General features: G+C 61.9%; 11 protein-coding genes and 1 tRNA gene. 3 read left to right on the top strand and 9 right to left on the bottom strand.

All coding sequences use genetic code 11. The annotated features are described in order from the left end of the window. Window positions 1-15: 15 nt before the first annotated feature. Window positions 16-102: transfer RNA gene (locus J5J06_15025), tRNA-Leu, on the top strand. 158 nt (window positions 103-260) lie between these two features. Continuing rightward, window positions 261-884: a GNAT family N-acetyltransferase gene (locus tag J5J06_15020; GenBank protein MCO6438402.1), complete on the top strand. Its 624-nt coding sequence runs from the start codon at window positions 261-263 to the stop codon at window positions 882-884. A gap of 111 nt (window positions 885-995) precedes the next feature. Here the strand turns inward: J5J06_15020 and J5J06_15015 are convergent, their stop codons facing one another. The 3 genes from J5J06_15015 to J5J06_15005 form a co-directional block, all read right to left on the bottom strand. Further along, on the bottom strand, window positions 996-1,223 hold the full coding sequence (locus tag J5J06_15015; protein MCO6438401.1) for a hypothetical protein: 228 nt from the start codon (window positions 1,221-1,223) through the stop codon (window positions 996-998). A gap of 166 nt (window positions 1,224-1,389) precedes the next feature. Beyond that, complete coding sequence (locus J5J06_15010; protein ID MCO6438400.1) at window positions 1,390-1,953, bottom strand: hypothetical protein; 564 nt, start codon at window positions 1,951-1,953, stop codon at window positions 1,390-1,392. 35 nt (window positions 1,954-1,988) lie between these two features. Then, window positions 1,989-2,372 (bottom strand): VOC family protein, encoded by a 384-nt coding sequence (locus J5J06_15005; GenBank protein MCO6438399.1) that lies wholly within the window; start codon window positions 2,370-2,372, stop codon window positions 1,989-1,991. A gap of 144 nt (window positions 2,373-2,516) precedes the next feature. Here J5J06_15005 and J5J06_15000 point away from each other — a divergent pair, with 144 nt between their 5' ends. Beyond that, window positions 2,517-3,071, top strand: coding sequence for a helix-turn-helix transcriptional regulator (locus tag J5J06_15000; protein ID MCO6438398.1), 555 nt, complete (start codon window positions 2,517-2,519; stop codon window positions 3,069-3,071). Between the two features lie 8 nt (window positions 3,072-3,079). On the opposite strand, the gene J5J06_14995 is transcribed toward J5J06_15000, so the two are convergent. From J5J06_14995 to J5J06_14970, 6 genes are all read right to left on the bottom strand, one after another. Next, the gene (locus J5J06_14995; GenBank protein ID MCO6438397.1) at window positions 3,080-4,300 is read right to left on the bottom strand and encodes an NPCBM/NEW2 domain-containing protein; all 1,221 of its coding nucleotides are present in this window, start codon (window positions 4,298-4,300) and stop codon (window positions 3,080-3,082) included. Between the two features lie 72 nt (window positions 4,301-4,372). Then, entirely contained in the window at window positions 4,373-5,557 is a 1,185-nt protein-coding gene (locus J5J06_14990) for a terpene cyclase/mutase family protein (GenBank protein ID MCO6438396.1), read from the bottom strand. Beyond that, window positions 5,466-6,134, bottom strand: a complete 669-nt coding sequence (locus J5J06_14985) for a hypothetical protein (GenBank protein ID MCO6438395.1) — start codon at window positions 6,132-6,134, stop codon at window positions 5,466-5,468. Before J5J06_14985 ends, J5J06_14990 begins: the two co-directional genes overlap by 92 nt. Window positions 6,135-6,289: 155 nt before the next feature. Further along, complete coding sequence (locus tag J5J06_14980; protein MCO6438394.1) at window positions 6,290-9,721, bottom strand: DUF4175 family protein; 3,432 nt, start codon at window positions 9,719-9,721, stop codon at window positions 6,290-6,292. Between the two features lie 53 nt (window positions 9,722-9,774). Then, window positions 9,775-12,264: a hypothetical protein gene (locus J5J06_14975; GenBank protein MCO6438393.1), complete on the bottom strand. Its 2,490-nt coding sequence runs from the start codon at window positions 12,262-12,264 to the stop codon at window positions 9,775-9,777. Further along, complete coding sequence (locus tag J5J06_14970; GenBank protein MCO6438392.1) at window positions 12,261-14,552, bottom strand: VWA domain-containing protein; 2,292 nt, start codon at window positions 14,550-14,552, stop codon at window positions 12,261-12,263. The genes J5J06_14975 and J5J06_14970 overlap by 4 nt, the downstream gene beginning before the upstream one ends. Between the last annotated feature and the right edge of the window lie 37 nt (window positions 14,553-14,589).

The following is a 14,589-nucleotide window of genomic DNA, read 5'->3' as shown; positions in this document are numbered from 1 at the left end:
ACACTGGCACCGTTCGCCCGGGTGGCGGAATTGGCAGACGCGCAAGCTTGAGGTGCTTGTGTCCAATAAACGGACGTGCTGGTTCAAATCCAGTCCCGGGCATTCCCTGCCGCATATTGCAAATCGGCCTTTCTCGGTACAACGTTATCGTCAGGAATTTTTGATCGCGCCAGAATACGTTGGCGATAGGCTGCTGTTGGAGCGTTCTGTCGACGATCGCCGATGGTTGATTCAAAGCGACCCCGCTCAGGCTCCGGGAAATGACCAGGCTCCTCAATAGATTCCGCCGCTCACCCCCCCAGCAAGCCTGTTCCACTCCGGTCGATCGGCCGGGGAACATCGCCGATCCAAACCCGGAGGCAGCCTACCAGCTTTGTCAGTTTGACGATCGCCTCGCCCCCGTCCTGTTACGCTGGGTGGACTCGCCGCGCGTGCTGCGCTGGCTGGCGCCGAGCGTTGAGCGTGCCCTCACCCCCGACATGGTTCTCGAGTGGCGCCGCAAGGGCGGCCGGCCGCTGTGTCTCGTTCGCCACCCCGGGCCGACTCTCCTGGCGTACGGCGAGCTCAATCCCATGCGCCACCAGCCGGGACACTACTGGCTGGGGCACATCCTGGTTGATCCGGTGAAGCGGGGGAAAGGAATCGGAACGCGGTTCATTCGAGCCATGGAGCGATATGCCTTTCGGTCGATGGGTGCGCTCCAGCTATCCCTGGTGGTATTTCCGGACAACAGGTCGGCCATTGCCTGCTACGGTCGCGCCGGTTTTCGGTCGGTGGGCGAGGAGCACCACCGGTTTTTGCCAAGCGGCCCCATGCACTGCCTGCTGCGGATGACCCTCATGCGGAGCGAGTGGGAGAGTCTCGAGGATCGGCATTCCGCCTGAGGCGCAACTTCGGCGCCTCTGTCGGCATTCTTGGCCATCCGGAAAAATCTTCGGCAGTGCCCCAGCTGTTTTTCGACGGATCGACGTTTGATCTTCCCAATCGTTCTCAACTTAGCCGGAGGCACCGCTCGAATCCGGCTCGACTTCGATCGCGGCAAAGATACCATCGAGCAGCCCGTTCACCGCCAGCGTAACGCCCTCCGAGAACTGAGGGAGCGCCGCCGCCCGGAATTCGCGGCCTACATCGCAGCCTGCTGACAGTGATGACAATCCCAGAAGTGTCATTATTATGGCACTTCCCAACGACCGCAGGCCGACTCTCTTCTCCGTTGGAACCATCCGACATTCCTCCTTGATCCCTGCCCGTGGATGCGCGAATAGGACCGGCCCGGTTTGGGCATGGATTCCCTATCGGAGGGCGCAGCGCGATCGGATGAGGATTGGAGCGGCACGCCGATGTTCGCTTCGATCGCTCCAGGAACGAAGGCGCAGGGATTGCCGGAAATTACTCCGCGAATCGCTTCCGCGTATAGGAGAATTCCTGCGCCGTGGGCTGTCCGTTTCGCACCCCGTCAAACCGCACCATCAGGCCGTCGTCACCGACCTTACGGAAGATGAATCGGCGCGGAAAGGCACGGGCTGGATCCTCGAAGACCGCTTCACCCTCGCCCAGGCTTGAGAGCGTATACGCCAGAGCACTATCCGACTCCTTTTCCCACGGTATAAGCCCCGGAGCGCTAAAATGCCTCAGGCGGAAGACAATGCGGTCCCCCTCCGCGGTGATGGTCAACAACTCGTACATCCAGGTCTTCCCGTTCTTCAGCCAACGAAATACACCCGTGATGGAGTCTCCGGACGGAGCGCTCCAATATTCCGTCAGCTCGTCCTCTCCGTCCCTTCGTTCCCATTGCCCGTGGAGAAAACGGAGCTTCTCCAGAGCCTCGCTTCCTTTCACGCTGACGGAGGAACCGGCAGCTAGATCGGCTGCCGGCGAGATTCCGACCCCAAACAGGATGATTGCGACAGCACAAAGGACTGACCGGGCAATGACGTTTCTATGGTGATGCACGGCTGGTTTCTCCAAGTGGACGGACGCGGGGCGACTTACTTCTCCCCCTGCAAACTCTGATAGAACATGAGGGCGTTCCCATCGGGATCGAAAAACGTGGCGAGCTTGACCATGCCCTCAATGGTCATGGTGGGGCCGTCGAATCGAACGCCCTTCCCCTCCACGACTTTCCGGGTCGCATCGATATCCTTAACGCCGAAAGTGAGGGTCGCCCCACCCTTCCCCCCCGCCTCCTGAACCTGCGAAAGGCCGACGTTCACGCGTGCAACCGACGTTGCGAGCTCGCACCACGCGATTTCTTCGACCTTGTAGAGCAGCTTGAAGCCGAGCACGTCCTGATACCAGCGCATGGAGCGTTCCAGATCAGTGACGTGCATCGAGCAGGTCAGCCCGCCGTCATAGCCCAGATCGGCAGCCATTTGGGTCTTCCTCCCTCCAACGATCCGACCCGCTGCGCGACCCGGATCCGCCCGGTTCTGACACAGCCATCCTGTGTCACTTGGTCGCAATAATGTACTTGATACAAAAACCGGTCAAGACAATAATACAAGCGGAGGTGAATCGTGGCCGAGCGCCCAACTTTGCGATTCCTTGCCGGCCTATTCCACCACAGGTGGAACGTACCCGTTCTGGCGGAGCTTCGGCGGACAGATGGAGCCAAGTTCGTCACGCTGGCCCGGCGTTTGGACGTGAGTCACGACTCTCTGACCCGAACCCTGGGTGATTTGGTGGAACGCGGCTGGGTCTTACGCAACGCAGGGTACGGGCACCCGCTCCGCCCCGAGTACGTCCTGGTGCCACAAGCGCGGCAGCTTGCGGAGCGGTGCCTACTGCTGACCAGCGTGCTCGGGCGTTTGGGAATCTTGGATGTGGCGATGAAGAAGTGGTCGATGCCGATCCTGTTTGCGCTGGGGTCAGGTCATCGCAGATTCTCGCAGCTTCGGGCGGCGATGGCGGACGCCACGCCGAGGGCTCTTTCGCTGACCTTGAAGGGGCTTCAGCCGCCCGGGCTCGTGCAACGCTTTGTGGAAGGAAACTACCCGCCGTCGAGTATCTATGAACTGACCTCGAAGGGCCGGGAGCTTACGCCCGTTCTCGCGACGTTTGAAGTGAATTGAGAACCGGGTCAGTCGCCGGGGGCCGTCCGCACAAGGCCCGCCTCGACCCAGTTGAAGCGGTCCTGGATGTCACCATTCTTGCCGTAGTCCACGATCAGCTCGATGCGGTTGGCGCGGCGGACATCGACGCGTACGGGTCCGATGAGCCGCCCCGGCCGCAACCCGGTTTCAGCATATTTGCGAACACCGTCGACCAGAATGTAGGCGGAGACATCGGCAAAGGGCCCGCTCCGATCATCCAGGCCCAGCGCCGTGACGAATTCACGGTATTCGGATTTGAGCTCATAGATCAGGCTTGTTCGGCTGTGAACGCCGATGCCGCGGTCGTAGGTCTCGCCATCGACGAGAATCGGCTCACCGAGCGCGTTTTGGTTCACTCGATAGGGCCAGGAAATCCCCAGCATTGGCGTGTGATCGAAGCTCACGGGTTCAAGCTCGCCGAGCCATTGCCATCGACCGCCAATCAAATCAACGCGAGCAACCCGCTGCGCGGAAATGGAAACCCTGAAGCCCGCGACGTGCTCAGCTTCAATGTTATCCTCTGACCAGACCAGACTCCGGCAAGTCAATCGCTCGCCGTGTACTGTCGTTACGATGGCGAGCGGAAGTGGCATTCGCAGCGTGCTGAGTCCGCTCATCCTCAGGAACTGAATGACGGACCAGGGGATGGAGTCCGCCCCGCGCGGCCCCTCGATCGTCACACCTGCACTGTCGACGCTCACGACCAACCCACGGAGTTCGTCTCCGTTGGTGAGGCGGATTCGGTCATCCGTCTCCTTCGTTGTTTGCTTATCTGGCACGTCCGCCCCCAACGCCCGTGAAGAAATCGCCGGGCGGAGCCGAATCTCGCGGAGCCCCTCCAGAGGCGCGCGGAGAGTACCGGCGGAGGCAGACTCGATCTCGACGGCTTCCACGCCACGCCCCACGACCCGCCCGTAAAGATGGTCCCCCCCCGCCAGTATGAATTCCGCATCAGCAACCGGCGGAGGCTGATCGGAGTTTGACGTGGAAATGCGGACTATTTCCTCAGTGGGGATCGTAACCTCGCGGCCGTCGGCAAGCTTGAGGTTCGCGTGGCCGTTCAGTGTGAATCGAATCAAGCGGCCCTGGACCTGAACGGGATCGATGGTCCGTACCGTTACTTCCCCTCTTGCAGGAGCGCTCCAGGCAAACGCGAGGGCCAGGGACCAGATTCGACGTCGTGACAGGATTTCCGCAACGACACCCATAAACTACCTGCCTTCGCGTTGGTTTATCACCCTATTCTACGATCGAGGTCGTCGATCGGTGCGCAGAATCGACTACTTCTGAAAGATCGGCAGGAGTCGGTTGGGAATTTGAAGGATGATCAGGGCCATGGCTGTCCCGTATTCGGGCCCGGCTTGGCCGCGCCAGAGTCCTTCCGGCTCCTGGCGATCGAGGAGTTCCTGGCGGATCGCGGGCCACCAGACCGACCAGTACTCGTCGCCAGCGAGGAACATGGCCTGCGCCGCATAGTAATGGCCGTACTCATAGTGCCCGACGTTCTGCTCCTTGGGAGGTGTGAAGCGAAGAAGGTATTGGAGCCCGCGGTAGATCTCGTCGCCTTCGTAAATGCCGGCATATTGGAGCGCCGCAACGCCGCCTGCCGAGCGGGCGAAAGCCGATCCCCCCGCGCCCAGCATGTAGCGAAAGCCACCGTCGGGATTCTGACTGTTGCGGATGTATTGCACACCGCGATCAATGACGCCGCGATCGACATATACCCCGACATTTCGAGCCGCGCGTAACGCCATGATCTGGCAAACCGTCACGGATATATCCGCATCGGCGCGAACCGGCTGATAGCGCCATCCGCCTTCTTCGTTTTGCGTATTGACGATCAGGCGCACGCTCTTGCGGAGTTTCTCGTGGAGGTCCTCGCGCGGACTCATGCCATAAATTTCCGCAAGAAAGAGCGTTGCGAAGCCGTGGCCATACATCGGGCCATGGGAGGTCTCCGCGGCGAGCAGCCCGCTCTCCGAACTGTGCGCGAGGATGAATGAGAGACAACGGGAGACGTTATCGCCGTATCGGCCGCGCCCCGGCGTGTTGCCGTCGGCCATGAAAGCCAGCCCGGACAGCCCGGTAAGTCCGACGTGAGGTCCATAATGCGACATCGCGCCGTAACCGCCGTCGTCGGCCTGATTAGCCGCGAGCCACGCAAGACCACGATCCACGTCGCTGCGCCATTGCGGCGTAAGCTCGCCCGACGAAGCGCTTGCCGTCTGGGGCGCGTCATCCGATGAAGCGCGTGCGTTGACTGCACTTGGTAATCCGACGAGGAAGAACCCCGCGGCCAACTGAAAGACGATTCGAAAGACGATCGGTATTGACCTCGCCATCATGGTCTCGTTTTGAATGGGATTTATGTGGTCACGGCTGTGGCGGTTGGGTGGAAGCCCCTTCCTGGAGAGCGCGGTAATATCGCTCGATCCACTCCCGATAACGATCGAGGAAAGCCTCATCGGATCCCTGGATCATCTCTTCACGCTCGCGCAACGGCAGATTGCCCCACCCGGAGCGCAGCTCGCGCAGTTCGCCGGAGGGCAACTGAACCGCCTCAGGGCGAACACCGGGCGGGGCTTCCTCAGAGGCCTCCTTTGCATCCGAGGTCGCACCGGTTTTTCGGCTCTTATCGGTTTCCCCTTTGGACTCAGGCCGCCGACGCTTGTCGCTGCTGCTTGAGGGTGGACCCGAAGAGCGCGAGCGCGTTCGCCGTGAAGCCTCGGCGATGGCGAGGTCGAGATTCTTGAGGATTTCTTCCTGAACAGCCTCCGTCTGGGGACCGGTATCGAAATCAATTTCCAGTCGTCTCGACGACGCTTCCATCAGTCGGATAATCTCCGACATCACATCGTCGGCCTGTTCCCCGCCCGCCTCCCGTACCAGACGCCGGCTGAGATCGCTCTCGCGCTTCTCCTCCGGCTGCGGCTGCGATTCTCTCGGACCGGCTTGATCTTGCGCTGCAGCCCGCGGGGAAATCGAAGCGAACGGGATGAGCGCCAAAGCACAGAGATGAAATACCTCGAAGCGGCGTCGCACGCAAAACCCGAGCGCCGTTGCCGCTCGCAAAACCGCGCGGGGCAGCGCCCGCGGCTGGCCTGGCGAAAAAGGCGAATGCCTTCGCGCTGCGGCAACGATCCGGTGCGCGGATAGCGCCATGTCTGTTCGTGTTCCAAACACCATTGCTTCGACCTCTACGGCTGCCCTGCTTTTCCGGTGAGCCTTTCCGTCAAGCTTCGCACCTGCGCCTGGTCCTCCCCCAAGGCGCGCACCTGGCGAAGCAACCGTTCGGTTGGCTCCCGGTCGGTGAGCTTCTCTTCCAGTTCACGCGTACGCTTGTTCACGTCCTCCTGCATAGCACGGAGTACGAGCAATTCCGCCACAGTAGGTATCGGCTTTCCCGAGCCGGCCGCTCCGCCCTGCCCACCGCCCCCTGACGCCTCGGCTTCTGCGAATTTCTCCTCAGTGTTCATTTGCTGGGTTTGGTCGATGGCTGCCAGCAGCCGGGCCAATTCGCGGAGCACGCGATCGGACGTTTCCAGCAGTTCGTCGTCCAATCGACGGGACTCGAGTCGCTGGCGGCAGTCGCCAACCCAGTCGGAGACACGCTCCATCGCCCAATGATAGACCGCAACTTTCTCCAAATCCGGCAGCACCGAGGCGATCAGCTCCTCGACTCCGGCTTCTTCCCGAGCAAGGCGCGCGGCATCCCGCGCTTCCCGGCGCGTCACCACTTCCGCCTCGCGCACGGTTTCGACCAGGGCGGTCGCCTTCTGATGAACGGCATCCTGCGCGGCTGCAATCTCCTGAAGATCATCCTTGATCTCGTTGAGGTATTTCTGGAGCAACGCCTGTTCGGCTTCGCGTGCAGCCTCCTCGGTCATGGCGAGGGCCTCTTCGAGGACCGTCACAGCGGCGTCTTGGGCCGGCGGAGCCTCCTCGATGCGCCGATCTTCAAGGCGGGCCTCCGCATCTGACATGGGGGCAACCGCATCCTTCACGCGTTCGGCAATACTCATCAAAACGCGGACCGCGGCAAAATCGGTGCTGAGCTGATCGGTGTTACGGCGCAGACGCGCCTGATCCTCCGCCAGTTCATTCACGACCTCGTCCCCCGCCGCCATCACCCCTGCCTCATGCGTGGCCGCACGAAGATCGCGCTGCTGCTCGATGATGACGCGCAGTTCCTCCTCGGCGCGGCGAGCCTCTTTGCGCAAGAATTCGAGTTCGCGCTGCCGGCGCGATTCAAGCGCGTCGGCCATTCGTCGCAGCACATCCGCCGCTGATTTCTGTTCCATTGCCGCCGACGCCGTACGGTTCTCCTGGAGTGCGTTCTTCGCACGCCGGATGCGGTCTTGCAGCCCTTCCGACCGGGCGGCACGATCCGCATCCTCGATCGCCGCACCGGCACCGGGATCGGATCCACTCACCGATTCACCAACTTCCTTCATGCGCTTGAGCAGACGAGCGAGATCTTCGCCGATGCTGTCCTGCTCACGGGCGAGTCGATCCAGCGACTGTCTTTGGGATTCTTCAAGCTCTTCGCGACGTTTGCCCAGCGTCTCTTCCCCGAGCGCATTGGTCTCGCGGCGGATGCGGTCCTGGCGATCAATCAGGCCGCGTGTGTTCGACACCAGGGATTGGAAATCGCCCCACTCGCCGAGCTGGCGAAGGATCTGCCCCAGTTGCTGGCCCGCGTGTCGCTGCGCATCAACGGCTCGCACCAGCTCCTGCGTCTGCTGCTCGGCCTTTGACTCTTGCGCAGCCTGCGCCAACGCCTGCGCCGACAGCGCGATCGAACCGCTCTCGACCTGCTCGAGCGAGCGTCCGACATCAGACAGCGCCTTGCGCATCGCCGGCTCACCCGCCTGGTTCGCCTCCATGCGCTGGTGCAAGCTCGATACGCGACGGGCGATCTCACGAAGCCTGCGACCCAGCCGAACCGCGCCACGCGACAGGCTTCGTGCCGACTCGCGATCCGAATCGGCCAGGTCGCCCTCCGAAGTCCGCCCGGCCAGGCTCTCCGTGTCGGACTCGTCGTTGCGAAGCTCATTGGCGACCTGACGTACCGCCTCTTCGACCTGCACGATTTCCTCGCGAACGCGCGATTCGAATTCGGCGGTGGCGATGATTCGCACGTACAGCGGCGGAGAATGCCCGACGTTGACGTCCGACGAGGCTGGATCATTGTCCCATGCGGCCAATTCGCAGCGAAGAGTCTGCCCCGCAACGACACCGTATTCTGCGAGAGACCAATTGAATCGCATGGAACCGAGAACACCGTCAGGCTGAGTCATCGTGCGGGTGTATTCGGTCAAATCGATCTCGGACGGGCGCGCATCAGCTGACAGGCTTTCGACGATCAAAGCAACACGGCGGATGCCGAAATCATCCTCGATCCTGGCCGCCAGACCCAATACGGCGGTGGGAACAACCTCCACATTGCCGGCGGGTTCGGACCAGTTGACATTGGGAGGGCCATCGGGCACGGCGCGAATCGTAAAGTCCGCAGCGCCGTGGTTGTGAAAACCGTATTCGTCCTGCAGCTCGACGGAGAAGACCCGATCCGCGTCCACGGCAAATCGCGCGGCCATCTCCGTCCGATCGTCGGATGCCAGTTCGAAGGGAAGCAACTCGCCACTTTCCCATCGCAAGCCACTTGGAAAGCGCTGCATATCTTCGGCAATCGGCTTGGCCGCGGTTACCGACACCGTGACGAAACCGCCGATTGGGGCCGTGACGGGACCCTGGCGGAGATCGTGGAATCGCATGGTTGAGGCCGGCGCGTACGGCGGTGGTTCGACGGATGCCAGCACGTCGACGATCTCCGGACGTTGAACGACCCGAATCGTGGAAGCCTGCCGCCGCGTGTCCGCATCACCAGCCTCAAACCAATAGACCAGATCGCGGGTGATTGCATCGACCCGCGATGTGAAGACGTTGTCGTGCTCTCGTTGCATGGCCTGCGCCACGATCTGCCCACTGGCATCGAGCAGGTAGACCACGGCGCGCAATTGATCGGTAAGGCCCCGGTCCACGGCAACCCGCAGAACTGCCGCGTCTCCAACGGCCACGGCGCGATTCCCCGTCAAGGGACGCAGCGCTACGGCACGAGGCCACTCGATCGCGCCGAATGGATAGATGTAACGATAAACGCCGGTTCCCAGCCAAGTTGGTGCGAACGTCAGCACCCCCGAGATTGCGATCACAGTGACGAGCAGGAGAGCCGCCTGGCGAAGCAGCGGCCGCGGGTTCAGGACCGACTCCAGCGGCATCGAGCGCAACGACGCGTCCGTGTCCTCGACGACCTGGTGCATCAGCCCCTCGGGACGCCCGGCCGTGCGGTCCATGAAGTCCACGCTGCTCGAAAGACGGTCGTTCAGTACGGAAAAGCGCGACTCCAGGAGGGCCGCGATCCGGGGCAGCTCCATCGGTGCCGCTATCGGCTTGACGATCCAGCGCATGGTGGCGAGCACAAAGCCGGCAAGAAACAGGATACCGCCGAGGAGGCGGAGAAGTGGTGGCAAGGTAAAAAGGAAGTCCACGGTCACGATAGTCAGCAGGGAGACGATTCCACCTGACGCTACCGCGCACGCTCCGTAGACCAGCAGACGGCGACGAATCATTCGCCGCATCGTCCGCAGGCGGTCGAGCAGACGAAACTCGCTCGTACTGGCAGCTACAGCAGCCCGAACCACTTTCGCAGACTCCATTCCATTCCGATCAGTAGAACAAAGACACCAAGGGCGAGTCGCGAGTCCCACAGCGGCTCGGTGATATCATCGGGTATGTTCACGCTCCCGTCGCGAATATCCGCAAATCCCGCTGCCAACTCATCCAGGGCGAGAACGCGCCCGCCGGTGCGCTCAGCAATTTCCTCCAGCGTGCGGTGGTCCGCCTCCGGGTGGCGCAGCTCGCGCTCAGGGCGGGCGACATGAAACGTCCAGGGCAATCGCCCATCGTCCGAATCCGCTGTTCCGGAGACACCGGGTTCCAAGACGTATAAACCCGGCCGGCGAGGAATGAATGTTCCCTCAAATCGCGTCGAGAGCGGGCCAAGGCGCCGAAGATCGGGTCGCGCTTCCATCGCCGCACGAGTTTCTTCTTCGCTATTCTTGCTTCGGTCGACCGGACTCAATTCCGACTCCTGCTCCCGTTTCACGCTTACAGAGAAGGAATCTCCCAAACGTGCGGATAGTGCACCGTCCCTCACTTCCGCTTCGATCCGGACCGGCGCGCCGAATTCGTACTCGCGACGATCGGTTCGCAGGGTCAATTGGCGCTCTTCCGCCCGCGGCCCACTTGGGGCCAGAAATCGAACGACCTGGACCCAGTAGCCGTCGTGCAGCAGCTCGCCCGTGTGCCGTCGCCAGCGCCATGTCTCGTCCGTGGCCTGGAAGAAGAGCTTTCCAGCTCCGTATCTGCCGACCACGACGATGGGCATACGATCATCGCCAACTCCCGACGCCGCCAACGTCCGCTGCGTAGGATGATAGGCCAGCGCGACGGCTCCCGGTTTGACACCGCCTGTCCGCAGGAACCAATACAGCGGCGGGAGCTTCTGCGGATCGAGCAGCGCAGCGCTGATGCTCTCACTTCGGGAGCTCGGTATCGCCCGGAAGATTCGGTGTTCACGTCCCTCTGACGAAAGCACCGGCATGAACCCGGAAGCCGAGATCACGCCGATGTCGCTGCGGGGGTCAACCTGGACGGGAATGAGACGCTCCAACGGCGTTCCCACGAAGCGCTGCGGAGCGGAGCGTTCTCCGGCGATCAGCCCGAAGCCGCCGCCGACATGACCGACATAGTCGAGCAGCATGTCCATTTGGGCCGCACTGAGCCAGCCCGCGCGGGGATCGACGTCCCCGAATAGCACGACGTTGTATTGATGCAACTCTTCCGGCGAATCCGGAAAACGTCGAATGCGTTCGCTCCCCTCCTGTACAAAATCCCGATCGGCATCGAGCAGGAGCACGGACAGCTCCATCGACTTTTCGCGCAGCAGCGCATTCTTGAGATAGCGATACTCGAAGCGGGGGTAGGCATCGACAAAGAGAATCCGCAAACGCTCGTCGCGCGCGAAAACATCCACGACGGCGGAGTTATTGCCGGCAACGAGATCCTGCGCGGGGGGCGGTACCTCGATACGATATCGATGTTTTCCGGAACGCTGCGGACGAACCACAAATTCCACCCGGGTGAGGCCGGCTTGTGGGTCGATTGTCACGGCTCGTGAATCGAGCTTCGTATCGGTGTCTTCGTCGAAAAGGTTGACGTCCACCGCAAGCGGCTCGGTCAATCCCCTGGCCTCTATGCGACCTTCGACTGTCGCGAGATCATTCAGGTAGACGACGGATTCCGATCGGAAAGCGTTTACCTCCAGATCGAATCGCGGCGCCGGAGAACCGATTCTCACAGGGAAGATGGGAATCTCCCGCCCGCGAGCAAGTTCGAGCACATCTGCCAGACCGGCCGTCTCCGTGCGCTGCCCATCCGAAGCAAGGACCACGGCGGCGATTCGACGGCCGCCCGAGCCCTCGAGTGCGGCGTGGAGAGCCCCCGAAAGATCGGTGGTTGTTCCCGTAGCGCTCAGCGACTCAAGACTGGCAACTAACTTCGTAGCATTCTGTTCCTTGGCAACCGCGGCGAGCGGTCGCACGTCAGAATCGAATGAGCTTAGTTGAACAGCGTTATGCTGGAGGAGCACGCGGATCGGCTCGGCGTCCCCGGCCAGCATCGCCCGCCGAGCCAGATCCAGTCGCGAATAGTCCGCCGGCGACTCCTCCGGCGGCAACGCGGCTCCCCTTCCTGCCCGCTCCTCGAGTTCAGGATCCATGTAGGCCTCCTGCATTCCCATGCTGCTCGAGGAATCGACAAGGAGCACGGTATATGCCGGCTCCGACCGGTTACGTTGGAGCACAATCGCAGGCTGGCAAAGGAGCAGGGCAACCCAGACAATAACCACGAAGCGAATCAGCCCCAGGATGAATCGTCGCCCCGGCGTGCAGCTCTCGCGACGGTAGATCAACAGCACCGCCGGAATCACGAGACATGCAAAGCAGAGCACCATCCAGGGTTGGACGGGGCTCTGCCATTTGAGCAGCAGCGGCGCATCCCGCGCCAACTGAATCTGCTCCAGCCCGAAAAGCCACTCCAGTACGCCAGTCACTGGCCCAGCCCCCCCGGAGCGGAAGCGGGCGGGTTTATTCGCGATCGCTTCCGCCCGAAGCGCATCGCCAGCCACATTTCGGCGATCAGCAGAATCAGTGCTGACCAGAGTCCGATTGTGGCCAATTCGAGCTTACTGGCCATCGTCGCGAGACGGTTTGATCCGGAGTACGCATTCAGAACGGTGATGGGCTTGCCGATGTCCTCCACCAGGGCCGACATGTCCCGCGTATGGAGGTCTGATTCGGTAGCGGGCACGTTTGCGGCGAAACGCCGCATGTCGCCACCGACGCTCAGTTCGAGCACCCCCGCACGCTGCACGGGACCGAAGTTCGCCGACACGCCGCGTGCATCGGCCACAAGTTCAATCGGCGCAAGTTGCCCATTTGAATTCCGCACCTGCAGGGGAAGAGATGTTTCCTGCGGCTGGAGCGGTTCCCGCAAGACCCCGCCGCATTCAAGATTGCGATGCGCGCCGCGCTGAGGTACCAAAAACGATGTGGCGCTCAGCATGAGTGAAACGAAATCCCCATAGGCAGGCAGATTGGTCCACGCCATGTCCGCGCTGGTACCGAAGTACATTACCCTTCCCAGACCGCGCTGTCCCACGACCAGCAATGGTTCACCCGTTACGAGCGTCAAAACGATTTCGTCATCTGCTGGGACGTCCTCCAGCGGGATATACTTCCGCACGTGGGCCTGGAAGAGACCGCTGTCCGGAAATCCGGCGAATTCCACGATAATTGGATGAATTCGGGGAGGGACGATCAATGTCACGCCGTCGTTCGCCGTCTCAGATTCGCCGTCCGAGATGACCCGGGCCGGAACCATTCGTCCGGGAAGAAGGGCTCCGACGGCGTGGTTGAAGCTCGGCACGTCCACGCCGTCTCCCGCGAACAGTGCCAGCGCTCCGCCCTCCAGCACGTATCGGGTCAGTGCCGACCACGTGGCATCAGGAATCCGGGCAACGTCACAGAGCATCACCGCGGCGTACTCAGCCAGTGCTTCCGCCCCCAGTTCGGGCGCGCTGATCGTGGACACCTCGAAGACCGGACGGAACGAACCTTTATCCCGGTCACCCAATCCGGTTCGGACGGAGACCGGCGAAACCTGCGGGGCCAACGCCCTTTGTAAAAAATAGGCCGGGCCCGTTGTCGATGCTCGCCCCGGTTGCCCCTCGACAAGCAAGATGGGAATCCGCTCCCGAACCTCGACCGACAATCGCCTTGAATTGTCCAACACCAGGGCGTCTTCTCCGGCGTTGACGAGAGAAGCCTCGAGGACATGAATCCCCGCAGACGGCAACTCAAGTCCGACAACCACATCCGTGGCACCGCCGGATTCAATTCGCGGCAAGCTCTCGCGACGGAGGATTTCCTCGTCACGGCGAATCTGCAATGCAACATCCTCGGCATTCCTCTCCCGCAAGTTGCTCACTCGGACGACAAGTCGCGCCGGCAGGCCGACGGCCGTGAATGGCGACTCCAGGTGGATGTCCGTGATCGCGACGTTCTCTTCCGTTTCGCCCACCGGTACGAAAATCAACCCGGGCAGCCTTCCCGACAACGATTCCGCCAGTTCGCCAACTTCATCCAGAACACGGCTGGACAGGCCCGCTCCGCTCGCCGGAGTCCGGGCGTGATCCTTCGACGCCGCCCATGCGGGGCCGGAGAAGTCGGAAATGAGGTAAACGGCGCGATTCCCCGACGGATAGTCCGACTCGCTCAGCAACTTTCGGGCGAGATTGAGCGCACCCGGAAGATCATCCGCCCGCTGCGTCGGCTCGAGAGTATCCAACACCTGCCGTACCACGCGGCGATCGCGGGAAGCATCTTCGATTATCGCCCTGGCCGGAGCAGAAACGGTGATAAGACTGACACCGTCCGCGCTCGGAAGCGAATCGACAAATTCTTCTGCAAACGCAAGCGCAAGCTCCAGTCGGGTTCTGCCGGAACTGGTCACTGCCTGCATGGATAAAGAGTCATCAAGAATGAGGACGCGATGCATCCGGCGGAATCGCTCCGGCACGACTTCGCCGGCGGGAACGAAAGGCCGCGCGACCGCAGCACCCACAAGCAAGACTGCGGCGACGCGCAGCAGGAGGAGCAACCAGTTCTCGATGCGCAGGCGCCGCGCGCTGCGCTGGTAGGCGGCTCTCAGGAAACGCATCGCCGCCCAGGGCACGCGATGAAAACGGCGTCGCGACAGGAAGTGGATGAGCACGGGGAGCGCGCCCGCAGCGAACGCGGCGGCGGCAATGCCCGGATGAATGAAGGAGAGAAATTCCATGGACTTCGCGAGGCCGGGAGAACCCGTTCTGATACTC

The sequence above is a fragment of the Phycisphaerae bacterium genome (assembly GCA_024102815.1).
In the GTDB taxonomy this organism is placed as follows: Bacteria; Planctomycetota; Phycisphaerae; order UBA1845; family UBA1845; genus JAGFJJ01.
The sequence above is the reverse complement of the archived record's forward strand: the minus strand, read 5'-3'. Positions and strand labels throughout refer to the sequence as shown.

What these genes read in the sequence shown, in the direction of transcription:
- J5J06_15020 (MCO6438402.1), top strand. Translation starts at nt 261, where the DNA reads ATGACCAGGCTCCTCAATAGATTCCGCCGCTCACCCCCCCAGCAAGCC.
- J5J06_15015 (MCO6438401.1), bottom strand. Translation starts at nt 1,223, where the DNA reads ATGGTTCCAACGGAGAAGAGAGTCGGCCTGCGGTCGTTGGGAAGTGCC.
- J5J06_15005 (MCO6438399.1), bottom strand. Translation starts at nt 2,372, where the DNA reads ATGGCTGCCGATCTGGGCTATGACGGCGGGCTGACCTGCTCGATGCAC.
- J5J06_14995 (MCO6438397.1), bottom strand. Translation starts at nt 4,300, where the DNA reads ATGGGTGTCGTTGCGGAAATCCTGTCACGACGTCGAATCTGGTCCCTG.
- J5J06_14990 (MCO6438396.1), bottom strand. Translation starts at nt 5,557, where the DNA reads ATGAGGCTTTCCTCGATCGTTATCGGGAGTGGATCGAGCGATATTACC.
- J5J06_14980 (MCO6438394.1), bottom strand. Translation starts at nt 9,721, where the DNA reads ATGATTCGTCGCCGTCTGCTGGTCTACGGAGCGTGCGCGGTAGCGTCA.
- J5J06_14970 (MCO6438392.1), bottom strand. Translation starts at nt 14,552, where the DNA reads ATGGAATTTCTCTCCTTCATTCATCCGGGCATTGCCGCCGCCGCGTTC.